The sequence below is a fragment of the Gemmobacter sp. 24YEA27 genome (assembly GCF_030052995.1).
GTDB lineage: Bacteria > Pseudomonadota > Alphaproteobacteria > Rhodobacterales > Rhodobacteraceae > Pseudogemmobacter.
Map to the genome: position 1 here is coordinate 1 of NZ_JASJPW010000008.1, position 25,372 is coordinate 25,372.

Sequence of the window (25,372 nt, forward strand, 5' to 3'; positions counted from 1 at the left end):
AAACTCATGCGGATAGCGGTCGATCCGGCTTTCGGGGTCCGGGATACGCACGCGGGCCAGCATCTCGATGGCGCGGGCGCGTTTTTCGCGGCGGCTGAGTTTGCTGCGATGCTGGATGTCGATCATCTGCCGCCCGATGGTCAGAACCGGGTTCAGTGCGGTCATCGGGTCCTGGAAGACGACGGAAATCCGGTCGCCCAAAAGTCCCCGCATCTGTCTGGAGGAAAGGCCGGTCAGATCCTGTCCTCGAACCGGATTGAACCTGACCTGATCTGCGCAGCCCCCGGCAAGAGGCCCAGAATGGCCTGCATCAGTGTCGATTTTCCCGAACCGCTTTCGCCCACCAGCCCGACGATCTCGCCTTTGCCGATGGACAGGTTCACATCGCGCAGCGCCTTCAGCTCGCCTGCGGGATGTCGTAGGAAAGGGTCAGACCGCTGACCGTCAGGACCGGATCGCTGGCATCCAGGGACATGATCACCTCTTTGCCAGTTTCGGATCAATCGTGTCGCGCAGCGCCTCGCCAAGGAAGGTGAAGCCAAGCGCGGTGATGACGATGGGCAGACCACCGGCCACAACCATCCAGATGCTGTCGCGGATATAGGAGAACCCGTCGAACAGGATGGTGCCCCAGGACGGCGTCGGCGGGCGTACCCCAAGGCCCAGGAAGCTGAGCCCGGCCTCGATCCCGACCACGATCGGGATATCCATCGCCGCAAGGATCAGCGGCGGGCCGATGATATTCGGGACAACATGCAGGCTTGCGACGCGCAGGAAACCGGCACCAAGAGCGCGTTCTGCCTCGATAAATTCGGCATTCCTCAGCGCGAGGACCTGGGTGCGCACGATCCGCGCATAGGTGGGGCCATTGACCAGCACCACAACCAGCAACACCGCCCAGAGGCTTGGCCCCGTCCATGTGATCAGGACCAGTGCCAACATGACGGTGGGCACGCTTTTCATCGCATCCATCAGCAAAAGCAGGATACTGTCCAGCCAGCGCGGTCCGAACCCCGCCAATACGCCGAAGAGCAGCCCGACCAGCAGTGACGCCACTGTCGCCCCGATAGAAATCACCAGCGCAATCCGCGCACCATATAGCATGCGGGTAAAGAGATCGCGGCCCAGATTGTCGGTGCCCAGCCAGTGTTCGGCCCCGGGCGCGGCGAAACGCACCATCGGGTTCAGCTTGACCGGGTCATGCGGCAAAAGCCCGCCGCAAGGGCGGCGAGCACCGTCACCACGATCAGCCCGAGCCCAAGCGCCCCCAGAGGGTCACTGACAAGGCGACGCATGGCGCCTCTGGCTTTGCGCGGCTTTTTCACCACAGCTGCGGTGGCGGTATCAACGGCTGACGACATTGCGCACCCTCGGGTCAAGGAAGGCGATCAGCAGATCGGCAATCAGCCAGCTGGCCGAGGAATGACGTGGTCGAGTCATATTCCAGTACCCCGGCCCCGACGGGATGTAGAGCACGTCTGCCGCAAAGGCCGCGTTCAGCGACTGGTAACCGATGGCGGGCGGGCAGTCGAAGATCACAAGGTCATACTGGTCTTCAGGCAGTTCATCGAGGTAGCGCGCGACACAGCCAAAGAATGACCAGGCCTTGTGCAGAGAGCGATACTGGGCACTGGCGAATTCAACAAAAGCTGCGTTGGCGCATGAGGGGATGATGTCGATTGTGGGCCAGGAGGTATTCTGAATGAAATCCTGCGCCCGCATCAGGCCGATTTCCTGCACATCTTTCGGCAGCTCATCTGCGGCGGGGTAGGGGCAGTCTGCCGGGTCGTCATAGGTTTCCATGATGCGGTCGGCCTCGCGGCACAGATCACGGCACATGATGCCCCAGACCGTGTTCCACTCTTTCACCTCAACCAGACCCATCGAATGTGTCAGCGTGGCCTGCGGATCAAAATCGACCACCAGCACGCGGTAGCCATCCAGCGCCGCCGCATTCGCCAGGTGCTGCGCCACGACGGTCTTGCCGACCCCGCCCTTGAAGTTCGATACAGCAACTCTCAGCGCGCGGCCCTTTGGACGCTCGGGCAACATTGCGCGGCCCCGAAAGCGGATGCGACGCCGCAGCTCATTGATCTCTTGCAGCGAGAACCAGCGCTGCCGCCCGTCATCCTCGACCGTCCCCTGTGGCAGCGAGGGATCTTCGGCCAGCTTCTTGCGCAACGTGTCAGCAGGCACATCGAACATGAAGGTTGAAATCTCCCAGATCGAGAACGGCCGCAGCGTTTTCACCTCTGATGGTGAAAAGGTCGCCCGACGCACTGCAGCCTGTTGCGCAAGGCTGCGCTCGTTCATGTCCTGCAAATAGCTGTAATCGCGCATCTGAAACTCGCGTTGTTGTTCGTTAGAACGTGAATAGCGCGAATTTCAGATTGTGCCAAACAGGAAAAGCGCAAATTCCCGTTCTTTGCGCCGATTCGCTCAAGAAAGCGCCGGCTTTATGCGCAAACTCTATATTTGGTGACAGAATACCCCGGATAATCCAGAATTTGGTGACACCCGAGGCGAGATAGGGTGACACTAAAGACGTCACCCTATACCTAAGATACCTGATTTCTTTAAAATTTCTTGATAGGTGAAAAATCCCGTCTTCGAAAAGCATTTGACAAATAACGGGATCGTGTCAGTTTGAGATCCAAGAAGGAATCGGAACAAATCCGGCAGATGGGCAGTATCATGCAAAGTCACCGATTGACCGGCCCGGGGCAGGTAGCGAGAAATATGATCTTCTGACAGCAATGGCCGTCAATGGCCTTTCTGCCGGTGGCACCCGTCAGGCGACAATGATGCGGCTGATTGCGCTGGTCACGGCACGCTATAACTGGGCGGCGGATGAGGTCACGATCGGGCAACGCGAGATGGCCGCGCTCTGGTCGGTGGATCAGCGCACTGCCAAGCGAGAGACACGCAGGCTGATCGACGCCGGATTGCTTGAGATCAAACGGCCAGGTGTGCGGGGCAGGGTGGCCTCCTATCGTTTGTGCCGGGCAGAGATCTACCGCCAGACCGCGCCGGGCTGGGCAAGTGTCGGGCCTGATTATGACGCGCGCATGTCCGCGCGCCACATCGCGCCCGAAGAGGCGCAGGCTGCGGCGGAGGTGAGTTCGCCCAAAGTGGTGCAGGTCGATTTCGGAACCCGACCTGTGGCGCTGCCGAATTCGGCGCCATGGGACAAGGTTCTGGCGCGACTGGCGGCTGATCAGCCGGGCACTTATGCGGCCTGGTTCAGCCAGCTGAAGGGCGGCGAGCCCGGCCACGATGGAACATTGCGCGTTGTTGCGCCGTCAAGATTCCTCGCCGTCTATATCGCAAGCCGGCTTATGGTGCCTTTGGAACGGGCTGTGGCCTATGGATATGGGTGCAACCTGCGCTGCAGCGTCGTCACTGAGGATCAGGCCTGATTATTTCGTAAATCTTCCATGGCTTTGAGTATCTGCAAGGCTTGTTCACAGGAAGCACTGCTGAAAAGACAGAGGCCGTTTTGTAGGGGCCTCGCCAGGCTGGCAAGATCACGTGCGCATTTGCAATCGCCGCCTTCCAGCCTGAGCATCATCCCGGCTTCCCCGAAGTGATCGCAACAAGTGATGGGCAGCATGCAGTTTATGGTGCCACCCTCAGATTGTTACATGCGGCGATTTGGCTTTGTGATCGATGACGCACAACATGCCGCTTATGATGGACAACCGCGCTTCTAAGGCTGGAGCAGAAGGGGCGTGTCGGCGGTGCTGCATATCCGGGGGCGGTTGATCCGGAAGATCTGGTAAATGCGATAGGACCCGGGCAACCAGGCATCGAATCCCGGTATTCTCTCAACTGATTTCAATGGGGTTCGTGTCTTTTACAGAGCGTTGAAATGCCACCGCCCGCACAACGGCGGGCGGGGTTCCGATGGGGGGCTGGTAAGTCCGAAGAGAAGCTCGGGCGTCATTCAGCTGAGGGTATCGTCTTCCTCAAACTCCTCGACACCGCGCAGCTCGGCAGGGAGCAGCGCGGGCGGGGCCATACCGCCGAAAGGATCCATGAACAGCCTCTCGATCAGCGCTGCGCGGTGGGCATTGCTGTCGGCAAGGATCAGGATCTCGTGACTGTCCTGGTCAAAGCGGGCTTCACTGATCTCACCGGCATCGCGCAGCCGTTCCAGCTCGGTCAGAACGGCATGGGTATAGTCGCGCAGCTCGACCGGATCTGCGGGGCTGGCAGAGATCTCGTCAAACCGCGCCATATGGGCGAAGGCGAAAAGCACAAGCTGCATAAGTGCGTCACCCGCTGGCGCGCCACGGTTCAGGCGATCCGCGACAAGCGCCTCTCCGGCGGAGGTCAGCTCTATGCCCAGGGTGACGAGGAAATCCCGCAGCCCTTCCAGCAGATCAGGGTCGAGCGATGCGCTCAGCTGTGCGGCCTGGATCGCCATCGGCACGCCGCCGATATCATCTGCATAGCCGGCAGGCACCGGGCGCGGACGGGTCTGAACAGGATGCGGTGCCTCGATGGCCCTGGCGGCGGGCCGGGGATCGGGTTCTGGGGACGCCACCGGCGTTATCGGTGTGGGGTCGGGCACCGGTTCAGCGACCAGCCCGGGTTCCGGTTCCGGCAGGGCAGCCTCCGGCGCGGCCCCGGCTGTCAGCAGGACCGGATCCAAATGCTCAGCCGGTGTTTCGCCGGTCTCCTGCGACGCATCGTCCTCTATCAGTCCGGGATTCGGCGCAGGTGATTCCACTGGCACCGTCAGCGGCCGCAGCACCATCTCGCGCCGCCTGCCAAGGAGCCAGCCGAACCAGCCTGGCTTTGTCTCATATTCCTCGACCAGGCCTGCCGCTTTCAGCCCGACCAGCAACCGCGCCACGTCGAGTCCGCGCCCGCGCCCAACGACCGACAGGCGGATGCGCGGGACCGGGCCTAATTCGGCATGGAGCTTTTGGATCAGGGTCAGCAATTCCTGCTCGGCGCAGTCGCCTGGTTTCTCTTGCATGATGCCCTCACTAGAGATCGGGCGCAGGAAATCGCAGATTGCCGCAGACTGGTCAACGGCAAGTGAAGCCGGTCGCAGATCAGATCCTGCCAGGTGGCTTCCTGACTGCCGGTTCGAGACCCGCGCAGCGGCATCTGCCTGCACAAGAAGGTCGCTATATGAATCAGCAGCGCGGGGCGCGGGGGGCAGACCTTCCTGTGGCGGCGAGGCATGGCGACATTCACCATAATCGGGCACCATAATCGGGCACCATAACCGGGCACCAAACCGGGAACGCCAGGTTTTGCGTACAGCCAGCGGAGTATAAGGCGCCCGGGAAGAAACCCGTCATCCATTCTGTGGCCAGGGATGCGGGGACGTTCAGCATCAGGGGGCGTGCGGGTTATCCAATCTGAGGGCGCCGACGCGCAGCGGCGCTGACAATATTATTGCAGGCCTTGCGACCACCGAAACCCGGAAGCGCCGGCAAGGCTCCCCGCCCGACAGCAGCCGGCATCGCTGTCTGAAACGCCACTGTGCAGATCCAGAGTAACCATCCGGCGTAGGCCGCAGTTATGCGGCTTTGGCGATGGGGCTGCGCTTCCATTTCCAGGGGAGCAGTTCCGGCAGGCGCGACACTGGCATGTCGGGGAGTCGTGCCAGGACATCGGCCAGCCAAGCCTGAGGATCGACGTCGTTCATCTTGGCGGTGACGATGAGGGAATACATGAAGGCGGCGCGTTCGCCGCCCCGGGGCGAACCGGTGAAGAGCCAGGCTTTGCGGCCGAGGGCGATACCGCGCAGGGCTCGTTCGGCTGAGTTGTTCGTCAGGCAGATGCGGCCGTCGTCGAGGAAGCGGGTGAAGGCGTCCCAGCGGCCGTCCTGCTCGAACATGTAGTTGATGGCCTTGGCGACGGGGTTGTGCTTCGACATCCGGGCGCGCTCGGCCCGCATCCAGTCGTGCAGGTCTTCGACCATCGGGCGCACCAGCCTCTTGCGGGTATCTTGGCGCGCTTCGGCGCCCATGCCGGTGATCTCGCGCTCGGCATCGAAGATGGCATCGATGCGTTTGACGGCTTCCAGCGCGATGGGCGAGATCTCTTCGGCGACCGATCTGCCCTTACGGGCGGTGGCCTTGATGTCGGCCAGTTCGAAGAACTTCCGCCGGGCGTGGCTCCAGCATAGCGCGCTGAACACCGGCGCGGGTTTGCGGGCCGCATCGTAAACGCCGTTGTATCCGCCATAGGCGTCGGCCTGCAGGATGCCGGTCCAGCCCGCCAGATGCCGGGTCGGATGTTCCATCCTTCGGTCGGTCGAGAAGTAATAGAGCGCCGCAGGTGGTGCCCCGCCTGCAAAGGGGCGGTCATCGCGCAGATAGGTCCAGAGCCGGGCCGTCTGCGTCCCGCCCTTGGCCATCAGTGGCACGGTCGTATCATCCGCGTGTAGTCGTTCGGCGCCGAGAACATGGGTGCGGATCAGATCGTGGATCGGCTGCAGCGCGACGCTGCAGGCCCCGACCTGGTCGGCCAGCGTAGACAGGCTGATCTCGACACCTTCCTTGGCATAGCGTTCGGCCTGCCGGTTCAAGGGCTGATGCTGGCCGAACTTCTCGAAGAGCACCATCGCCAGCAGGTTGGGGCCGGCCCAGCCCCGAGGCGTGGGGTGGAAGGGGGCCGGTGGTTGGCTGATCTTCTCGCAATCCCGGCAGGTGAACTTCTCGCGGATGGTCTGGATCACCTTCCACTGCCGGGGAATGACCTCCAGCGTCTCGGTGATGTCCTCGCCCATCTTCACGATGCGCGTCGACCCACAACAGGTGCAGGAGGCCGGGGCTTCGACCACCACGCGCTCCCGCGGCAAATGATCGGGAAACGGCTTGCGGGACGGACGGCGACGTTCGAAAGCCGCAACTGTGGTCTTCGCCACGGCGGCATCCGTCTTTGCCCGATCCTGCCCAAGGTCCGTCTCCAGATCCTTAAGCTGCATCTCGAGTTGTTCGATCAGCCGGGCGTGGCGTTCGGCGCTGTGGCCGAACTGCTCGCGGCGGAGTTTGGCGATCTGGAGCTGCAAGTGCCGGATCATCACATCGGAGGCGGAAACGACGGCGCGCGCCTGTATCAGTTCATCCTCTGCAGCAGCAGTGCGCGCCTCTGCCGCAGCGAGGGCAACACGCAGGATATCGATCTCCGAGGGGGTCTCCGACATGCGAAGGCCTACCACAGGGATGCAAAACAGTCCAACAAAACAAAGGATTTTGGGGCTGTCAGCCCGCCGAGGCAGGCCGCTGCGTCCAGCGCGGATTGCGCCAGTCGATCCCCTCGAGAAGATAGCCGAGCTGCGCCGCCGAGACAGGAACGGCAGCGCCGTCCCGGCTCACCGGCCAGATGAACTTCCCCGCCTCCAGGCGCTTCAGATAGAGCGACATGCCGACCCCATCGTGCCACAGCACCTTGATCAGATCCCCCCTGCGCCCGCGAAAACAGAAGATCTCGCCACCGTGTGGGTCGCGCCCCAGCCCCTGCTGCACCTTCAGCGCCAGGCTGTTCATCCCGCAGCGCATGTCCGTCACCCCGCCCGCGATCCAGACCTTCGCCCCAGCCGGAAACGCGATCATGCCCGGTCCAGAACCTGCACCAGACGCGCCAGCAGCATCGGATCGATGGCGGCGGCGACCGCAAGCCTGCGCCCGTTGGCCAGCGTGATCTCGACGTGGTCTTCGCGGTCGGAGGTCGGCTCGGTGGTAGATTGGCGGCATGCCGTGCCAGCAGTATCCGAAGCAACCTGCACCGCAAGAAACTGCGGGCGACTGCCAGCGACAAGTTGACCGGACCGAAAATCCCGACGCCACCGCGTCAGCAGTGCCCGCGAAATCTCGTAACGCCGAGCCGTCGCGGCGCATTGCCGAAAACCCCGAAGGCTCTCTTCGACAATCCGAACCTTCTCGGCATCCGTCCATTCCCGCCGCCGACCTTTGTCGACAACCGAGAGAACCTCGATCTGTGATCTGAACTTAGGGTCATCCATAAGGTCAGCGTCTTAGCCGACATCAGTCCCCTTCATCAGACGGCCCTCACCGGATGGATACGATCCATCTTCGCTTCCGTCCTGTGGATCGTTTGCCCCAGGGCGGCTTTGGACAGTGTTTCGGCAATTGCCGAAGAAGCCAGCCGCGCGTCTTCAGGCGTGGCAAAGGGCTGCGCTACCGCCCAACATATCGTGCAGGGCTATCCCCCATAATCCCTTTGAACATGGCGATGAAGGCAGAGGCGGTCGCATAGCCAAGATCAAGCGCGATGGTCTCGACGCTTACATCCTCCTGCAGCATTGCGATGGCGCGAACCGCACGCTGCCGGTTGCGCCATTCGGTCAGAGACATTCCCAGATCTCGTTTACACAGCCGAAGCAGCGTCCGTTCACTCAGCCCAAAAGATCGGGCAAGTGTGGCGGTGCTTCTCCGATCCGACGGAGTGTCGTGCAACGCGGCCAGCAGCCGTTTCAACGCGGGCTCGTCGCTGTCAGGCAGGAAGCTCTGGGTTACCGGGCAGCGCTCCATCTCATCGACCATCACGCGCAGCAGTCGGGCTTGCTGCGCTGTGTCATCGAAAGAGGCCAGTTCCAGTCGGTCGAGCATTGCCCGGAGCAAAGGGGTTACGCGCAGGGAAACCGGCACATCGGGCATTTCTGCGCAAAGGGACTGATCGATATAGATCGAGACATGCACCGTGGCCTTGCGATTATATCCGACCTGATCGGCCCCTGCAGGGATCCAGAAGGCCATATGAGGCGGCGCCAGCAGCACCTGGCCGCCGGTTCGCAACTCGGTCACGCCACTATAGGAATAGACGAACTCCCCCCAGGGGTGTCGCATGAAAGGATAAGTTCCGTTATCCGGCATGGCTTCGACCCGAAACCAGATCGGCGCTGGCAGGGTGACATGTCCCGGCGGCTGGCGGAGATGCGGCGGTTGCATGATTGGCAGATTCCCGGAATGGAATGGCGGATAATCACTATATGCACCAATATCGCCAGAGGTAGACAAGGCAAGTGCTTTAACGAACGGCTCCTTCCATGAAACGACCGATTGACCTTACGGCCTTTGGGCTGATGATCCTGCTTTGCCTCACCTGGGGCCTGCAGCAGACCGCGATGAAACTTGCAGCCCCGGGCATCGACCCGATGCTGCAGATCGGGCTGCGCTCCGCCATGGCGGCAGCCCTTGTCTTCGCCATCAGCCGACTGATCCGCCGCGACCGCTGGCGGCCCCGCATTTTCCTGGGCCCGGGCCTGCTGGCAGGCACGCTCTTTGCGCTGGAGTTTCTGCTGGTGGCCGAGGGGCTGCGCTGGACCACGGCATCGCATATCGGGGTATTCCTTTATACCGGGCCGATCTTTGCCGCCATCGGGCTGCATTTTGCCCAGCCGGATGAGAGAATGGCGCGCGTTCAGTGGCTGGGGGTGGCGATAACCTTCACCGGAGTGGCGGCGATCTTTCTTTTGCCAGAGCTGCGCGGCAATCAGCCCCTCGCGCCGTCGATGATTGTCGGTGACCTGCTTGGCCTTGGTGCCGGTATTGCCTGGGGGCTGACGACGGTCGTTATACGCACCTCGCGCCTTGCCAATGCGCCTCCGGCCCAGACGCTGACAAACCAGCTTTTCGTGGCGGGCATTGTGGCCCTTGCTTTCAGCGCTCTGACCGGACGCCTAGGGATGCAGCCCAGTGCCGGCGACTTGGTAAATCTTGGGTTTCAGACCATAATCATCTGCACTGTCAGCTTTATGATATGGTTCCGCCTCCTTCAGGTCTATCCGTCCTCCCGCCTCGGGGTGCTCAGCCTCATGACGCCCGTCTTCGGTGTGATGTCAGGTGCGCTGCTGCTGGGCGAACATCTGACGCCGGACTTCCTCTTTGGCGGCGCCCTGGTGCTTCTGGGAATGCTTACGGTTGAGGCCCACGACCTGCTGCTGCGTCGTCGCTGCCTCCGGCAGGGGCATGCCGGAACAAGCTGAGCGAGGTAATAATCCCCTGGAAAAACGGGCGTTATATCTAAATAGCGCTGCTCTCCAGAACCTGCCGGGCAATCCGGTGCAAGAAAAGCAATGGGAGTGGACGCAGTCCCGTCGTCTGGGACTGCGATTATGACACCCCGTCAGCGCTCACCGAACCAGGCGAAGGGTGCCGCGCAGCGCAGCTCTGCCAGATGGTCGGGACTGGCGAGGGGGCGGGATGAAGCAGATCCGGTTCTGGGCATGTCATGGTTTTCAGGTGCTTATGTTCTGACAGAGATATATCTATTATATGATATGTTGTATATAACAAATCTGTGGATGGCTAAGCACCGGCGAAGCGGCTAGCATCCGGCGAAGAGAAAGAGGGGTTGGATGTCCGGTATCTCCAATGCAAATCGGATCAGGAACGCTCTGGAAAATGCCATTGTAGAAGGTATTCACGCCCCGGGTTCGCGTCTCGATCCTGAGGCGCTGGAACGCGAGTTCGACTGTTCCCGCACCCCGGTTCGCGAAGCATTGCATCAGCTGGAGGCCTCGGGCCTTGTGCGGGTGATGCCCAAGCGCGGCACCTATGTCAGCTCCTGGTCGGTGGAAGAACTGGCCGAACGGTTCGAGGCCATGGCCGAGGCCGAAGCCACTTGCTGCCGTCTTGCGGCGCGGCGGATCACCGCCCCGGAGCTCGCGGCTTTAGAGGCGCTGCACCGGCAATGCGCGGACCTGGCCGAAGCGGGCGATGCCGAGGGTTATTACCGGCATAATTCGCTGTTCCACCATGCCATCTTCCGCGCCACGCATAATGCGTTTTTGCAGCAGGAGACGGAGCGGCTGCACGCGATGCTGCAGCCCTACCGGCGGATGCAGCTGCGGGTGCGCAACCGGATCCCGCGATCCTGGAGTGAACATGATGCGATCCTGGCGGCGATCCGGGCCGGGGAGGGCGAGGCGGCCGCCATTGCGATGCGCGATCATGTGATCGTACAGGGTGACCGCTTTCATGACCTCGTGGCCGCGCTGCGGGCCTGTGCGCCGGCGGGGCGCTGACCCGTCTCAGCCGCTGACCGAACTCAGCATCAGGCTGGTCTCGCTGTTCAGCACGCCGTCGATCATGCGGATTTCGCGCAAGAGCTCGTCGAAATGCGACAGGCTGTCGGCGCGGATCTCGGCGATGAGATCCCAGCCGCCATTGGTGGTATGCAGCGCCACCACCGCCGGCAGACCGCGCATCTTGCGGATCACCTGTGAGGTCGATTTCCCCACCACTTCGATCATCATGATCGCCCGGAATGAGCCGCTTTCGTAATCCTCGCGCACGCGGATTGTGAAACCAAGGATCGCGCCCGCGCTGAGAAGCCGGTCGAGGCGGTTTTGAACTGTCCCACGCGAAACCCCAAGTGCATCGGCAAGCTTCGAGAGCGGCGCACGGCCATCGGCGCGCAGAAAGCTGATCAGCTTGCGGTCCAATTCATCGAAAACGAGTTTCGCCTGATCGTGTCCTGCCATCCGCTTCCTGACGATATTTGCAACATCACTATAAGATGTGATCAAAATAATCCAGAATAATGCCGGATTATAGCATTTTATTTGTATATTGCTCTGTCGGACACTTTTGCTCACGGTCCTGAGCCCGCCTCGACCAAGGAGAAAAAGATGCAAAAAACAGTCCCGTCCGGTCGGGCGCTTGTGCCCTTTGTCAGCGTTGAGAACATGGCGCGCCTGATCACCAGCATCGGCCTGCCGCGCCTGCTGACAGAGCTTGTCGATTATATCGAACAGGATTTCCGACGCTGGCAGAGCTTTGAAAAAGCGCCGCGCGTCGCGTCGCATTCCGAAGGCGGCGTGATCGAACTGATGCCGACCTCGGATCATGTGAATTATGTCTTCAAATATGTGAACGGCCACCCGGTCAATCTGCAGCGCAACCTGCAAACCGTTGTGGCCTTCGGCGTGCTCTCGGATGTCGAGACCGGCTATCCGCTCCTTCTGACCGAGATGACACTTTTGACCGCGCTGCGCACGGCGGCGACTTCAGCCATGGTGGCGCGGCTGCTGGCCCCGAAAGACGCGCGCGTGCTGGCGCTGATCGGCAATGGCGCCCAGGCCGAATTCCAGGCCATCGCCATGCAAACCATTTGCGGCATCGAAGAGGTGCGGCTTTACGATATCGACCCTGCCGCCACCGCCAAGACGCGCGCAATCTTGCGGCGACCGGCCTCAGGATCACCGAATGCAAAAGCGTCGAAGAGGTTGTCCTTGGCGCGCAGATCATCACCACCTGCACGGCTGACAAGCAAAATGCCACGATCCTCACCGATAACCTGGTTGGTGACGGGGTGCATATCAACGCGATCGGCGGCGACTGCCCCGGCAAGACCGAACTGGCCGCTGCCATCCTCACCCGTTCGGATGTGTTCGTCGAGTTTCCGCCCCAGACCCGGATCGAGGGCGAGATCCAGCAGATGCCCGAAGATTTCCCGGTGACCGAGCTCTGGCAGGTGCTGAACGGCGATCGCCCGGGCCGGGTGTCTGACCGCCAGATCACGCTTTTTGACAGCGTGGGCTTCGCCATCGAGGATTTCAGCGCCGTCCGCTATATCCGCGACAGGATCCGGGATACTGACTTTAAAGAGGATCTGGACCTGCTGGCCGATCCTGATGACACCCGGGATCTTTACGGCATGATGGGGCGTATCGCCGGGACCGCTGCGCAGGGTGCCGCAAAATGAAGGCGATCCGCACCTCCGTCCAGGCGCCTTCCGATGTGGTGATGATCCGGCCGCATCGTTTCACGGTGAATACAGAAACCGCCTCGGACAATGTGTTCCAGAAGATGGAAGAGGCGGCGACCGGTCTCTCCGGTCTGGCGCATCAGGAAATCACCCGCGCGGTCGGGACCCTGCGGGGCCATGGCATCCGGGTGCATCTCTTCGAGGATGAGGGCCAGGACACCCCGGATTCCGTCTTTCCGAATAACTGGTTCTCGACCCATGCCGGCGGCCATGTGGCGATCTACCCGATGAAGGCGCCCAGCCGCCGGCGTGAGCGCAGGGCCGATATCATCGAAATGCTGAAAGCCGAATACCGTGTGCAGGACGTGATCGACTATTCCGGGCTGGAACCTGACGGGCTGTTTCTGGAAGGCACCGGCGCTATGGTTCTCGACCATAGCGACCGGGTGGCCTATGCCGTCCAGTCCGAGCGCACCAATCCCATCGCTCTGGAACGGTTCTGCACGCATTTCAACTTTGAACCGATGGTGTTCGGCGCGGCGGACCGGCATGGCGTGGCGATCTACCACACCAATGTGCTGATGTGCATCGCAACCGATTACGCGCTTGTCGGCCTGTCTCTCATCACCGATGCCGCGCGGCGCGACGAGATTGCGAACCGTCTGCGCGATACCGGACGCGAGGTGATCGACATCAGCGAAGAGCAGATTGCCCGTTTTGCAGGCAATGCGCTTGAGTTGAGCGGAGAATCCGGGCGAATCCTCGTGATGTCCACCACCGCCGCGCGAGCCTCTCGCAGAGGCAGATCGATCTGATCGAAACCTCGACCCCGATTGTCGCGCTGGATATTCCGACCATTGAACGGGCCGGGGGATCGGTGCGCTGCACGATCGCGGGGCTTCATCTTACCCGCCGAACCAGGTAGGTCACAACCGAACCTGCCCGGCGGCACTATGGCCGCCGGGCAGAAACTGCACCCCCGCTGCGGGACTTCCTTTCGGCCTTATCCCGGCCCATCTTCAGGTGACTTCCATGACCACGACCCCCGTTTACCGTTTCAACTCGGTCATTCTGCGCGCGCCGTCGCGCTCGATTGTGAATGGCCTGCGGGCGGTGGATACCGGCAACCCGACCTATGAGGGCGTGAAGGCGGAACATGAGGCCTATATTGCGGCGCTGACCGATGCCGGCTGCGAAGTCACGCTTCTGCCGGCGCTGGAGGAATTCCCGGATTCCGTTTTCGTCGAAGACCCCGCGCTGGTGTTTTCCGAAGGCGCGGTGATCCTGCGCCCTGGCGCCGAGACCCGGATGCGCGAAACGCAGCATATCGCGCCGGTCCTGCGCGAGAAATTCGCGACCGTGCTGGAACTGGCCGAGGGTGGCTATGCCGATGGCGGCGATATCCTGACCACACCGGACCAGGTGATGATCGGCCTCTCGGCCAGGACCGACCGCAAGGGGCCGAGGCGCTGCAGGATTGTCTGACGCAGCTTGGTCTCAAATCCTCCATCGTCGCCACGCCCGAAGGCGTGCTGCATTTCAAGACCGACTGCTCGCTCGTTGGCGATGACCTGGTGCTTTCGACCGGCCGGCTGGCGGCCTCGGGGGTCTTTGCGGGACTGCGCACCCTGATCGTGCCCGAGGGCGAAGAAGCCGCCGCCAATGCGCTGCGTGTCAATGACGTGGTGCTGGTGGGCAAGACCTTCCCGCGCACCATCGACCTGCTGACCGCCGAGGGTCTGACTGTCGTCGCCATCGACACGACCCAGATCGGCAAAGTGGATGCGGGGCTGTCCTGCATGTCTCTGCGCTGGTTTGATCCCAAAAAATAATTAAAAGACAAACCACCCCCAACTCCTGACAGGGAAAGACGATGAAAAAGACCCTCCTCTCCATGGCAGTCCTCGCGGCGGTTTCGACCGCCGCCCATGCCGAACCGCTGCGCCTTGGCGTCAGCCCCGAGCCCTATATGCCGATGACCTCGTTCGATTCCTCGGGCACCTGGGTCGGCATCGAGGCCGAGCTGACCAATCTGCTTTGCGCCGATATCCCGGAAGGCTGCGAAATCCGCCAGATGACCTGGGAAGCGCTGATCCCCGCCCTTCAGGAGAAAAAGTTCGACTTCATCGTCGGTGCCTTCTCGGTCACCGACAAGCGTCGTGAAGTTGTCGATTTCAGCACGCCCTATGTCTACGCCCAGACCGATGTCATCGGCGCCAAAGCAGACAGCCGCCCGCTTGCGCTGGTCAAGGATCCGAATGGCGAGGGCGAGGTGCTGTCGGCGGAAGGTCTTGATGGCGTCATCTTCGGCGTTCAGGCCGCAACGATTCAGGCGAATTACATCGCGGCTTACCTGCCCGACAACGGCACCCAGAACTACAATAATGCCGATAATGCGATCTCGGATCTCATGGCGGGCCGCGTCGATTACATCGTTGTGGACAGCGATTACGGCAAAGACTTCCTGACCTCTGCCGATGGCGCGGACTATGAGACCAAGATGCGCCTGCCCAATAATATTGTCCTTGGCGAAGGCGTGGCCTATGCCGTGCGCAAGGGCGATGCCGAGACCCTCGACAAGGTGAATACCGCGCTTGAAAAACTCCTCGAGGCCGGCACCGCGAAAGAGATCCTGACCAAATGGGGTCGTGAGTAAGCCAATCTTACGGGGCAGGGCCGGACGGCGCTGCCCCATTTTTCTGCAAAGGCGAATACAGGTCGATGGACTCAAAATGGGAATTGCTCGGCTGGGGTGATGCCGGCTGGGGCGACCAGCTTCTGCATGGCTTCATGATGACGATCGTCGTATCGGTGATTGCCTATGCGCTGTCGCTTACGATCGGACTTCTGGCGGCGCTGAGCAAACTCTCCGCGAGCCGCATTCTGCGCGGCATTGCCAATACTTATACGACAATTGTGCGCTCTCTGCCCGAGCTTCTGGTCATCCTGATCGTCTATTTCTCGCTGGTCGGCGGGGCGGAAAAGCTGCTGAAGAGCCTGGGGCTGGTCAGCGACAGGTTTGAATTCAGCGGGTTCTGGGCTGCGGTCGTCGCACTGGCCTTCGTCAATGGCGCCTTCATGACCGAGGTGATGCGCGCCGGCATCCTCGCGGTGCCAAAGGGCCAGACCGAGGCGGCCGAGGCCATCGGCATGCCGCGCGCGCTGCTGTTTCGCCGCATCGTGCTGCCGCAGATGCTGCGCCATTCGGTGCCGGGCCTGGGCAATCTCTGGCTTGCCATCACCAAGGAAAGCGCGGTCGTGGCCGTGCTTGGCACCTTCAACGAGCTGCTCTTTACCGCTTATCGCGCCGCCGGGGTGACCAAGGAATACGGGCTCTTCTACAGCGTGGTCGCCGCTGCCTTCCTCCTCATCTCGCTGGTTTCCATGGCGATCATCCATCGCATCGAAAAGCGCGTGGGAAGGGGCTTCTGATGATCAGCGATATTCTTCAGTTTCTGCCGCCCCTGATAAAGGCGCTGCCGCTTACGCTGATGCTGACGGCGGTTGCGGGCACGCTCGGGCTGTTTTTCGGCATCATCCTGGCACTTGCCCGGATTTCGGGCTACCGGATCCTTGTCTGGCCCTCGTTCACGCTGGGCCTCGTGATGCGGGGGACGCCGCTTCTGGTGCAGCTTTATCTGGTCTATTATGGCCTTGGAGAGCTGCTGCCCGGAACCTGGGTGCGGCATTCCTGGCTCTGGCCCTATCTGCGCAATGCGATCTGGTACGCGATCCTTGTGCTGACCATCAGCCAGGCCTGCTATAATGCCGAAGTGTTGCGTGGCGCCATCCTTGCGGTGCCGAAGGGCCAGATCGAGGCCGCTCGTGCCGTCGGCATGAGCCCGGGGCGCATCTTCCGCCGCATCACCCTGCCGCAGGCTTTCCATGCGGCGTTGCCGGTTCTGGCCAGCGATGTGATCATCCTCCTGAAGGCGACCTCTCTCGCCTCGACCGTCACGATCATGGAAGTGCTGGGCACTGCCCGCGCCCTTCAGCGCGAGACCATGATGATCCTCGAGCCGCTGATCGCAGCTGCGATCATCTATTTCGTCGTCGTTCTCATCCTCACGCAGCTCACCTCGCTGCTTGAGCGCAAAGCAACCAGCTATCGTGCCCGATGACCGGGCAATGGGCCAAACCGCGTCGGGCGGAAAGGATTGAAAAAGATGGCCAATGATATTGCGCTTGCGGTCAGGGATATCCGCAAGAAATTCGGCCCGCTCGAGGTCCTCAAAGGCATCAGCCTCGAGGCAAGGCGCGGGGATGTCATCTCGCTGATCGGGCAAAGCGGGTCAGGGAAAAGCACGCTTTTGCGCTGTATCAATTATCTCGAGACCCCGGACAGCGGTGAAATCATCGTCGGCAATGAGGTGATCCGTGCCCGGCCCGTCAAGGGCAGGATGCCGCGCGCCGACCGCAGGCAGCTGGAACTGGTTCGCCAGCGCCTTGGCATGGTGTTCCAGAACTTCAATCTCTGGGCGCATATGACGGTGCTGGAAAACATCATCGAAGGGCCGCGCCACCTGCTGGGCCTCACGCGCGACCAGGCCGTGGCCGAGGCGGAGCTGCTGCTGGAGAAGGTCGGCATCCGTGAAAAGAGAGACAGCTACCCTTCGCGCCTCTCTGGCGGCCAGCAGCAGCGCGTGGCTATTGCGCGCGCGCTGGCGATGAACCCCGAGGTCATGCTCTTTGACGAACCGACCTCGGCGCTTGATCCCGAACTGGTGCAGGAGGTGCTGCAGGTCATCAAAGGGCTTGCCGCCGAGGGCCGCACCATGATCCTCGTCACCCATGAAATGGCACTGGCGCGGGACATCTCCTCCGAGGTGGTCTTCCTGCATCAGGGCCTGGTCGAAGAGCGCGGCGCGCCCTCCGACATGATGAGCAATCCGAAATCGGACCGGCTGCGTCAGTTCCTGCGCATGGTCGCGTGAGCCGAGCGAAGGCGCGCCCGGCCTGAGCCTGATCTGGTGCTCGCCCCCTGGTGGGGTGAGCCGGTTAGTGCATTCGCACGAATGGCTCGGCTTTGTTGAGACCTCGCCTGGTCAGAGCCCCGGACGGGCGGCGCAGATCATCCCGAATTTCGCGGGCGCGCGCTGCCGAGCCGGATCTTTGCCGAGAGGCCTGTCCTGCCGACAAGCTGGACTCCGCATTCCTGTCCGGGCTGTTTCGGGACATCGTCCACAAAGGTCGATGAGGGGCGCGGCAACGGCGCCCCACTTGCGCATCGCTATCCCGGTCGAAGAAGCGCGCAACGATTGCCGTCAGAAAATCCGGCAGTGTTTCAAAGGCATAGGGGGCGTGCACCCGTTCCAGCCGTTGGTGATATTCGCGGCCCCAGGGACCGATATTGACCACCGGAAAGCGCAGCGCATTATCCGGCACATGGTCGATATAGCGCCGCGCGGGCGTGTTTTCCGCGACGATCCTTGCGTCTTCCGGTGCTGGGACATTGCCCAGAAAGCTCATGTCCGAGATGCCGACAAAGGTGTCACGCCAGCAGATCTCTACCCCGGTCGCAGCAAAGATCTCCTGCCTTGCGGTTTCGATCGCGCTTATCAGCGCCGCGTCATCAGTGCGGTCGGGATCGAGATGGCTGTGCGGGTAATGCAGACTGCCAAAGCCCAGCACAATCGCGGGCCCGTTCAGCCCTGCACGCGCCACCAGCCGCGTGCAAAGCGCCCGGCTGAGCGCCAGCGGATTGTCGTGGGCCGGCGGTGTTTCAAGGATCTCCTCCAGCGCGGCCTGACCTTCACGCGCGGCAACAAGGCCCATCAGTTCGGCGACCGTCAGGACGCGCGAAGGATCGGGCTCTGCGACTTCGCCGGTAAAGGCGTGCCGGTTGCGCGCGAAAGCCGCCATCGCCGCCGCCAGCGCGTTTTCAGCAAGGCTATGGAACTGCGCCATCAGCGCCGAGGGGCTGCGGCTGTGCGACAGCCAGTTGAAGGCCAGCCAGACCTGTTCCGGCGTGGTCACATCATAGCCCGCGCGGAAGTCACCACCGTCAAGACAGATCGGCGGCGGCGAGACCTCGGCGCCGCCGCGGTCGCAAAGATCGGGATTGGTCTCCATCGCGGTCATCAGATGCGCCGCGATCAGATGCGCGCTGGCGCCGTCGAAAGGATAGCTCGCATGGGAGGGCTTGCCCACGACCATCGCAAACGGCAGGAGCTTGCCGATCGTGCCTTTGTAGATTGCCCGGCCCCCGGCGCCGTCGCCCTGATCGCTGGTCGCATCCAGATTGATGCCGCCCGCAATCTCAAGATCCCATTCGCGCGCGAGCTCGGGCAGGATGTCACGAAAGGCCCGCATCCCCTGCGAACTCGCCTCTTCATCCGGCGTCATGACGAGCAGCAGATTGCCCTCTGCCGCGCCGGCACCCGCGAAATTCTCCAGCGTGGTGATCCCGGCGGCAATGCCGCTTTTCATATCGAGAAGACCGCGCCCCGGCAGGAAGTCACCGCTTTCGAAATCGGCCCGCGCCTTTTCCTCGGCTGCGGAAAGCGGGCGGCTGGCCAGATCCTGGCGCAGCGCGGCCAGCAGTGGTCCGGGCGAGAAGGCCAGATCTGCAAGGTCACGGTAATTCGCGGCGGAAACCACATCATAATGGCCCGCAAGCACCAGGGTCCGCCGCCCGGCCCCGCGCAAAAGCCCGACCACGATCTGCCGCTGCGGATCGCCATGGCTGCCGATCAGCCGCACCCGTTCAGGATGATCCGCGAAACAGGGCAGCCCGCGCAAAAGGGCTGCAGCTTTCTCGCCAAAGGCCGCTTCGCCCGGGGTGCCGGTCTCGCTCGCCCATTCCACAAGGCGCAGGGCATGATCCAGGCAGCGCGCTGCGTTTTTACCCTGAACCGCGCGCCCGATCTGGCTGCCGCCGGGCTGTTCTTCATTCGCCATCGATCATCCTCACCGGCATGTCATTCTCACCCTGTCCGGGCGGCACAAAGGCCTCTCCCGTCAGGGCCTCGACCGATGACAGGGCCACCGTCACCAGTTCATTTTCCTCGAAAAGCCCGCCCGCAAGCCGGCCCTCCAGCCAGAGCCCGTCCATCAGCGCATTGATCGCCACGGCGAGCCGATGGGCGCGTACCGGATCGATCTCTTTGCCGCGCGAGGCCAGGAAAGCCACGATCAGGCGCTGCAGCTTGTTGCGAAAGGCCAGATAGCCCTCGCAATGGATCCCGGCCAGCGTCGGGTCATGGCTCACCTGGCTGATAAAAGCCGACCAGAGCGCCAGATTTCGGTTGTTGGAAACCGGCTCGGTCAGATTGGCCACAATGAAACGGCGCAGGTTCTCCGCCGCCGATCCTGCATCTTCCTCATCGGTGAAGGTCAGGACAGAGACCACCCTACGATACGCCTCCTGCAAGAGGATCTCTTTGCTTTCAAAGTGATGCGCGATCAGACCGGGGGCAACCCCGGCCTGTTTCGCAATCTCGCGGAAGGTTGCGCCCTGCAGCCCCGACTGCGCAATCACGTCCAGCGCCGCCTCGACCAGATCGCCCCGGCGTTGCGCCTCGGGGATCCGCCGCCAGGCCGGGGCCTTTGTCATGCCGCTTGCCGGTGCACCGGACGGGTGAGGCAGGTCGGCCCGCCTTCGCAGGCGATGCAAAGCGCGTCGCCCTCGAAGGTTTCCACGGTGCAGCCGGCAGCTTCAAGTGCGGCCGTGGTTTTCGGGAAACCGCTGAGCATGATCAGCTCAGACGGGCGGGTCGGCAGCACATTGAGGCTGAGGCCGTTGCTGGCGAGGAATTCATCCTTCGGCGCCTCGACAATGCGGATGCCGCGCTGTTTCAAAAGCCTGTAAAGCGCGACCGGCAGCAGCGGCAGGAAGGCCAGCACCAGGTCATCCGCCAGCGGGCTCAGCACCGACAGGAGATGCAGGCAGGCGGCCTCACCATCCCAGAGCGGCAGGTCAAAGGCGATGACGCTGATGCCATCGGGGGCAAGGATTGCAGTCAGCTGGTCGATGCCCTGCTGATTGGTGCGGATGCCGCGCCCGACGAGCAGCGTTTTTGGGTCAAGCCAGATACAGTCACCGGCCTCGACGGTTGCCTCGCCGGTGATCCGGCCTGCAACCGGAATCTGATGCTGCTGATAGACGGCCTCGTGCAGAGCGGGTTCATCCCGACGGCGCAGCTTGCCCATATTGAGGATGATCGCGCCCTTGTCGGTCATCAGCGAAGGGTCATGTGTGAACATCGCATCGGCAAGGCCGTCGTCCTGATCCTCAAGCCAGATGATCTCGGCCCCGGCCTTCACGATCAGATCGGCAAAGCCCTGATATTGCGCGATGGCTTTGGTGCTGTCGAAGGGGGTCACATAGTTCCAGTCAGCGGGATCGGCCTTGATAAGGCTCGCCCCCGGGCGGCGCATCATCACCTTCAGCAAAGGCGCCGACATTTCCTGTGAACCGTATTGTGCCATGGGTCTCTCTCTTGTCGCGCGTCACGATATCTTATTGGTCAGGTGATCAATAAGATCGGAAGGGCCATGCCGTCAAGGCCCTCGCCACGCGCCGCAGAGGAGTGAATTTGCGCCATGTTTCGTGGACGCCCCTCGCTGATTCTGAGGCGAGGTGGCCATGACGGGGCCATGCAATTTCACGGACGGGTTCAGGGGGGATACGGTCGCGCAGATCGCCGGGCGGGGCTACCCGGTCAGTGAGGTTTCTGAGCGACCCGGGGTGAGACAGCATTCGCTCTGTGCCTCGAAGCGCAAATTCGCGTATCTGAAGCGCAGGCATGTGAGGAACGGGATGCTGTCGCCTGCCGGGTGCTCGCAGGTATCAAAGGATGCTGCCTGAGCTGTGCAGATATGCTCAACTTATGAGCGAATTTGCACAATATAACGCCATCCCGGGCGCACCAACACTGTGATACCCAGCCGGCGGCTGATCCGAGCAAGCGAAGCCCGGGCCTGCTTACGAGCTTTTTTTTCGGCGGCATGAAACCGAACATGCCGACCTTTCGTTTAGTCGTGGTGCTGTGAGTTTAAAACAAGGCTTCAACAGAAGGTGTATCGTATAGTGTCGCAACAGTTGTTGGTAAAAAGAAACGAAGTCAGACAATACGCGTATCCAGATGAATCCAGCGATTCAGTTACAGAAGCCGAGAAGCGGCTTGAGATCCACAGGACGGTCGGTCGGGTCTTTGAAGGGATCGAAGGCCTTGGTGTGCTGACGATGCAGGATGCGGGCGCAGAGCAGGACGAAGGTATCAGCCGCGTTACGTATCAATTCAATCAGCTCAGGTTATCTGGCTCTGACGCCTCAGCAGCGAAATTTGCAGCCTGCTTTTACTGCCGCTCCGATGTTGACCGGGCTCTCATCACGAATGAGCTCCGTCTGGGACTTTGGGCACCCCCTTCGTTTCAGTCAAACTGGATCGTGGTTGCCAGCAAGATTGTCGTTAACCAGTTTCAACTCGCAGGGATGAAAGTGCGATGGGATGGTTCAAAATACATGAGGCCAGTCGTTCATCTGGCATAGTGAACTGACCGGTCAATGGCCCGGCAGCTTTGACAGTGTCATACTATGCGAACAGCCCTCTTCGACCGGCCGTTTTGCCCGAGTGGCCTTGGCCCATCTGGTGGCAGGGTACATGAAGATTGGACGGCAGACCCCGGCCGGGTTGGGCCGGAGCTTCGCCGCATAACTGGGCCTGATGTTGTGCAACCCACAAAGCACCACGTAAGCTCCCGTTGCTCAGCTGATCCAAACAGGCAAAGCAAGTGCTCTGCCCCCTGGAAACTGGACCGTCTTAAGCTGGAGTTTTCGGCTAGTTTTCCCTGGCTGGGAGAGGAGCTGAAGACGATGAAGGCATCGAAGTTCACGGAAGCGCAGAAGGCGTTCATTCTGAAGCAGGGCGAGGAAGGCACGCCTGTTGCCGAGATCTGCCGCAAGGCGGGGATCAGCCAGGCCACATACTTCAACTGGAAGAAGCGTTATGGCGGGTTGCTTCCCGATGAGATGCGGCGGTTGAAGGCGCTTGAGGACGAGAATGCACGGCTGAAGAAGATCGTGGCGGACCTGACGCTCGACCGCGAGATGCTGCAGGACGTCATCCGCCGAAAGCTCTGAGGCCTGTCCGGACGCGCAAGCTTGTTGACGGGCTTCTGGTTGACTGGGGTGTCTCGATCCGACGGGCCTGCCAGGCGCTGCGGTTCGACACTTCGAGCTACCATTACAAATCCCGTCGCACCGGGCAGGCCGGCCTCGAACTGCGGATCCGCGAGATCTGCGAAACGCGTGTGCGCTATGGCTACCGGCGCATCCATGTGCTGCTGCGGCGGGAGGGCTGGCAGGTGAACATCAAGAAGACACGCAGGATTTACAATGAGTTGGGCCTGCAGCTGCGCAACAGGCATCCGAAGCGCCGGGTGAAGACGAGGGTCCAGGCGATCCGACCGTGCGCCGAACCGCCGCCGATGCCCAGCCCACCAGATACGAGACACCCCTGATGCCTGGCCCGAAACCCAGCACCCGCAATGCCGAGGTCGACTTCCGGGGCAAGCGGCACTCGAATGCAACGCATGTCTCAACCACCGACCCTGACGCGCGGCTTTACAAAAAATCGCCGGGCACCGGGGCCATGCTTTGCTTCATCGGCCATGCGATCATGGAAAATCGTAGCGGGCTGATCGTTCAGGCCGACCTCACGGGCGCCAGCGGCCGGGCGGAACGGCGGGCCGCGCTCGACATGATCCACCGTTACGACCCCGGTTTGACCCCGCGGCTGACGCTGGGAGCCGACAAAGGATATGATACGGCAGAGTTCGTTACCGACCTGCGGCAAGCTTGCGTCACGCCGCGCGTCGCCCAGCGAGCCCGTCATTCCGCGATCGACGGGCGCACCACCAGGCACAAAGGCTATGCGCTGTCGCTCAAGCACCGCAAGCGGATCGAAGAGGCTTTTGGCTGGGCCAAGACCATCGGCAGGAGCGCGCAGACCGTATTCCGCGGCATCGAGCGCGTCCGGTCGAGCTTCATCCTGACGTTGGCGGCCGGAAACCTCGCCAGACTGCCCAAATTGCTGGGCGCATGAGGGGAGCATGCCGGGTCAAACTGCGCACAACGGCGAGGCACCCCTGCCCATCGGAGAGGCGAATGCCTCATATGCGAGAATACCGGTAACCATCCGGCGTAGGCCGCAGTTATGCGGCTTTGGCGATGGGGCTGCGCTTCCATTTCCAGGGGAGCAGTTCCGGCAGGCGCGACACTGGCATGTCGGGGAGTCGTGCCAGGACATCGGCCAGCCAAGCCTGAGGATCGACGTCGTTCATCTTGGCGGTGACGATGAGGGAATACATGAAGGCGGCGCGTTCGCCGCCCCGGGGCGAACCGGTGAAGAGCCAGGCTTTGCGGCCGAGGGCGATACCGCGCAGGGCTCGTTCGGCTGAGTTGTTCGTCAGGCAGATGCGGCCGTCGTCGAGGAAGCGGGTGAAGGCGTCCCAGCGGCCGTCCTGCTCGAACATGTAGTTGATGGCCTTGGCGACGGGGTTGTGCTTCGACATCCGGGCGCGCTCGGCCCGCATCCAGTCGTGCAGGTCTTCGACCATCGGGCGCACCAGCCTCTTGCGGGTATCTTGGCGCGCTTCGGCGCCCATGCCGGTGATCTCGCGCTCGGCATCGAAGATGGCATCGATGCGTTTGACGGCTTCCAGCGCGATGGGCGAGATCTCTTCGGCGACCGATCTGCCCTTACGGGCGGTGGCCTTGATGTCGGCCAGTTCGAAGAACTTCCGCCGGGCGTGGCTCCAGCATAGCGCGCTGAACACCGGCGCGGGTTTGCGGGCCGCATCGTAAACGCCGTTGTATCCGCCATAGGCGTCGGCCTGCAGGATGCCGGTCCAGCCCGCCAGATGCCGGGTCGGATGTTCCATCCTTCGGTCGGTCGAGAAGTAATAGAGCGCCGCAGGTGGTGCCCCGCCTGCAAAGGGGCGGTCATCGCGCAGATAGGTCCAGAGCCGGGCCGTCTGCGTCCCGCCCTTGGCCATCAGTGGCACGGTCGTATCATCCGCGTGTAGTCGTTCGGCGCCGAGAACATGGGTGCGGATCAGATCGTGGATCGGCTGCAGCGCGACGCTGCAGGCCCGACCTGGTCGGCCAGCGTAGACAGGCTGATCTCGACACCTTCCTTGGCATAGCGTTCGGCCTGCCGGTTCAAGGGCTGATGCTGCCGAACTTCTCGAAGAGCACCATCGCCAGCAGGTTGGGCCGGCCCAGCCCGAGGCGTGGGGTGGAAGGGGGCCGGTGGTTGGCTGATCTTCTCGCAATCCCGCAGGTGAACTTCTCGCGGATGGTCTGGATCACCTTCCACTGCCGGGGAATGACCTCCAGCGTCTCGGTGATGTCCTCGCCCATCTTCACGATGCGCGTCGACCCACAACAGGTGCAGGAGGCCGGGGCTTCGACCACCACGCGCTCCCGGCAAATGATCGGGAAACGGCTTGCGGACGGACGGCGACGTTCGAAAGCCGCAACTGTGGTCTTCGCCACGGCGGCATCCGTCTTTGCCCATCCTGCCCAAGGTCCGTCTCCAGATCCTTAAGCTGCATCTCGAGTTGTTCGATCAGCCGGGCGTGGCGTTCGGCGCTGTGGCCGAACTGCTCGCGCGGAGTTTGGCGATCTGGAGCTGCAAGTGCCGGATCATCACATCGGAGGCGGAAA

The 25,372-nt window shown here is 62.0% G+C and carries 22 protein-coding genes and 7 pseudogenes; 14 read left to right on the top strand and 15 right to left on the bottom strand.

From position 1 onward, the window contains the following. From QNO18_RS24695 to QNO18_RS24715, 5 genes and pseudogenes are all read right to left on the bottom strand, one after another. Positions 1-213 (bottom strand): annotated as a pseudogene (locus QNO18_RS24695) (peptide ABC transporter ATP-binding protein); the annotation flags it as partial. A 20-nt stretch (positions 214-233) separates the two neighbouring features. Continuing rightward, positions 234-383 (bottom strand): ATP-binding cassette domain-containing protein, encoded by a 150-nt coding sequence (locus QNO18_RS24700; RefSeq protein WP_283180107.1) that lies wholly within the window; start codon positions 381-383, stop codon positions 234-236. Positions 384-477: 94 nt separating this feature from the next. Further along, complete coding sequence (locus QNO18_RS24705; RefSeq protein ID WP_283180108.1) at positions 478-1,209, bottom strand: ABC transporter permease; 732 nt, start codon at positions 1,207-1,209, stop codon at positions 478-480. After that, positions 1,185-1,361: a hypothetical protein gene (locus tag QNO18_RS24710; protein ID WP_283180109.1), complete on the bottom strand. Its 177-nt coding sequence runs from the start codon at positions 1,359-1,361 to the stop codon at positions 1,185-1,187. Before QNO18_RS24710 ends, QNO18_RS24705 begins: the two co-directional genes overlap by 25 nt. A 47-nt stretch (positions 1,362-1,408) precedes the next feature. Then, positions 1,409-2,340, bottom strand: a pseudogene (locus QNO18_RS24715) (AAA family ATPase); the annotation flags it as partial. 416 nt (positions 2,341-2,756) lie between these two features. Between QNO18_RS24715 and QNO18_RS24720 the strand changes: the two are divergent. Further along, positions 2,757-3,419, top strand: a complete 663-nt coding sequence (locus tag QNO18_RS24720) for a hypothetical protein (protein WP_283180110.1) — start codon at positions 2,757-2,759, stop codon at positions 3,417-3,419. Positions 3,420-3,946: 527 nt separating this feature from the next. Here QNO18_RS24720 and QNO18_RS24725 read toward each other — a convergent pair. From QNO18_RS24725 to QNO18_RS24745, 5 genes are all read right to left on the bottom strand, one after another. Next, positions 3,947-4,987, bottom strand: a complete 1,041-nt coding sequence (locus QNO18_RS24725; RefSeq protein WP_283180111.1) for a hypothetical protein — start codon at positions 4,985-4,987, stop codon at positions 3,947-3,949. A 552-nt stretch (positions 4,988-5,539) separates the two neighbouring features. Then, positions 5,540-7,171, bottom strand: a complete 1,632-nt coding sequence (locus tag QNO18_RS24730) for an IS66 family transposase (protein ID WP_283178871.1) — start codon at positions 7,169-7,171, stop codon at positions 5,540-5,542. Positions 7,172-7,229: 58 nt separating this feature from the next. Beyond that, complete coding sequence (gene tnpB, locus QNO18_RS24735) at positions 7,230-7,580, bottom strand: IS66 family insertion sequence element accessory protein TnpB (protein WP_283178872.1); 351 nt, start codon at positions 7,578-7,580, stop codon at positions 7,230-7,232. Further along, a complete protein-coding gene (locus QNO18_RS24740; RefSeq protein ID WP_283178873.1) occupies positions 7,577-7,990 on the bottom strand; it encodes a transposase in 414 nt (137 codons plus the stop codon). Before QNO18_RS24740 ends, tnpB begins: the two co-directional genes overlap by 4 nt. Before the next feature lie 175 nt (positions 7,991-8,165). Beyond that, entirely contained in the window at positions 8,166-8,936 is a 771-nt protein-coding gene (locus QNO18_RS24745) for a helix-turn-helix transcriptional regulator (RefSeq protein ID WP_283180112.1), read from the bottom strand. Between the two features lie 98 nt (positions 8,937-9,034). On the opposite strand from QNO18_RS24745, the gene QNO18_RS24750 reads away from it, so the two are divergent. Both QNO18_RS24750 and QNO18_RS24755 read left to right on the top strand, forming a co-directional pair. Next, on the top strand, positions 9,035-9,973 hold the full coding sequence (locus QNO18_RS24750; RefSeq protein WP_283180113.1) for a DMT family transporter: 939 nt from the start codon (positions 9,035-9,037) through the stop codon (positions 9,971-9,973). 372 nt (positions 9,974-10,345) lie between these two features. Continuing rightward, positions 10,346-11,014, top strand: a complete 669-nt coding sequence (locus QNO18_RS24755; RefSeq protein ID WP_283180114.1) for a GntR family transcriptional regulator — start codon at positions 10,346-10,348, stop codon at positions 11,012-11,014. A gap of 6 nt (positions 11,015-11,020) precedes the next feature. On the opposite strand, the gene QNO18_RS24760 is transcribed toward QNO18_RS24755, so the two are convergent. Continuing rightward, positions 11,021-11,473 carry an Lrp/AsnC family transcriptional regulator gene (locus tag QNO18_RS24760; protein ID WP_283180115.1) on the bottom strand — a complete coding sequence of 151 codons (453 nt, stop codon included), beginning with the start codon at positions 11,471-11,473 and terminating at the stop codon, positions 11,021-11,023. A 147-nt stretch (positions 11,474-11,620) separates the two neighbouring features. Here QNO18_RS24760 and QNO18_RS24765 point away from each other — a divergent pair. The 8 genes and pseudogenes from QNO18_RS24765 to QNO18_RS24800 all read left to right on the top strand — a co-directional run bounded on the left by QNO18_RS24765 (position 11,621) and on the right by QNO18_RS24800 (position 17,633). Then, positions 11,621-12,696 (top strand): annotated as a pseudogene (locus tag QNO18_RS24765) (ornithine cyclodeaminase). Next, positions 12,693-13,624 (top strand): annotated as a pseudogene (locus QNO18_RS24770) (arginine deiminase-related protein). Before QNO18_RS24765 ends, QNO18_RS24770 begins: the two co-directional pseudogenes overlap by 4 nt. Before the next feature lie 107 nt (positions 13,625-13,731). Beyond that, positions 13,732-14,184, top strand: a complete 453-nt coding sequence (locus tag QNO18_RS24775; RefSeq protein ID WP_283180116.1) for an arginine deiminase family protein — start codon at positions 13,732-13,734, stop codon at positions 14,182-14,184. A gap of 44 nt (positions 14,185-14,228) precedes the next feature. Continuing rightward, on the top strand, positions 14,229-14,531 hold the full coding sequence (locus QNO18_RS24780; protein ID WP_283180117.1) for a hypothetical protein: 303 nt from the start codon (positions 14,229-14,231) through the stop codon (positions 14,529-14,531). A gap of 41 nt (positions 14,532-14,572) precedes the next feature. Then, a complete protein-coding gene (locus tag QNO18_RS24785) occupies positions 14,573-15,355 on the top strand; it encodes a transporter substrate-binding domain-containing protein (RefSeq protein ID WP_283180118.1) in 783 nt (260 codons plus the stop codon). A 65-nt stretch (positions 15,356-15,420) separates the two neighbouring features. Further along, positions 15,421-16,131 carry an ABC transporter permease subunit gene (locus tag QNO18_RS24790; RefSeq protein ID WP_283180119.1) on the top strand — a complete coding sequence of 237 codons (711 nt, stop codon included), beginning with the start codon at positions 15,421-15,423 and terminating at the stop codon, positions 16,129-16,131. Beyond that, positions 16,131-16,820: an ABC transporter permease subunit gene (locus QNO18_RS24795; protein ID WP_198837208.1), complete on the top strand. Its 690-nt coding sequence runs from the start codon at positions 16,131-16,133 to the stop codon at positions 16,818-16,820. The genes QNO18_RS24790 and QNO18_RS24795 overlap by 1 nt, the downstream gene beginning before the upstream one ends. Before the next feature lie 45 nt (positions 16,821-16,865). Continuing rightward, positions 16,866-17,633, top strand: coding sequence for an ATP-binding cassette domain-containing protein (locus QNO18_RS24800; RefSeq protein WP_283180120.1), 768 nt, complete (start codon positions 16,866-16,868; stop codon positions 17,631-17,633). Between the two features lie 64 nt (positions 17,634-17,697). Here the strand turns inward: QNO18_RS24800 and QNO18_RS24805 are convergent, their stop codons facing one another. From QNO18_RS24805 to QNO18_RS24815, 3 genes are read right to left on the bottom strand one after another with little or no spacing between them, the layout of a single operon-like run. Next, on the bottom strand, positions 17,698-19,599 hold the full coding sequence (locus QNO18_RS24805) for a M20/M25/M40 family metallo-hydrolase (RefSeq protein WP_283180121.1): 1,902 nt from the start codon (positions 19,597-19,599) through the stop codon (positions 17,698-17,700). Further along, positions 19,589-20,254 (bottom strand): TetR family transcriptional regulator C-terminal domain-containing protein, encoded by a 666-nt coding sequence (locus tag QNO18_RS24810; RefSeq protein ID WP_283180122.1) that lies wholly within the window; start codon positions 20,252-20,254, stop codon positions 19,589-19,591. Before QNO18_RS24810 ends, QNO18_RS24805 begins: the two co-directional genes overlap by 11 nt. Further along, positions 20,251-21,129 (bottom strand): arginine deiminase family protein, encoded by an 879-nt coding sequence (locus tag QNO18_RS24815; RefSeq protein ID WP_283180123.1) that lies wholly within the window; start codon positions 21,127-21,129, stop codon positions 20,251-20,253. Before QNO18_RS24815 ends, QNO18_RS24810 begins: the two co-directional genes overlap by 4 nt. 601 nt (positions 21,130-21,730) lie before the next feature. Here QNO18_RS24815 and QNO18_RS24820 point away from each other — a divergent pair. From QNO18_RS24820 to QNO18_RS24830, 3 genes and pseudogenes are all read left to right on the top strand, one after another. Beyond that, the gene (locus QNO18_RS24820; RefSeq protein WP_283180124.1) at positions 21,731-22,192 is read left to right on the top strand and encodes a hypothetical protein; all 462 of its coding nucleotides are present in this window, start codon (positions 21,731-21,733) and stop codon (positions 22,190-22,192) included. A 324-nt stretch (positions 22,193-22,516) separates the two neighbouring features. Next, positions 22,517-23,100, top strand: a pseudogene (locus tag QNO18_RS24825) (transposase); the annotation flags it as partial. An 86-nt stretch (positions 23,101-23,186) separates the two neighbouring features. Next, positions 23,187-23,747: pseudogene (locus QNO18_RS24830) on the top strand (transposase); the annotation flags it as partial. A 109-nt stretch (positions 23,748-23,856) separates the two neighbouring features. Here the strand turns inward: QNO18_RS24830 and QNO18_RS24835 are convergent. After that, positions 23,857-25,372, bottom strand: a pseudogene (locus QNO18_RS24835) (IS66 family transposase); the annotation flags it as partial.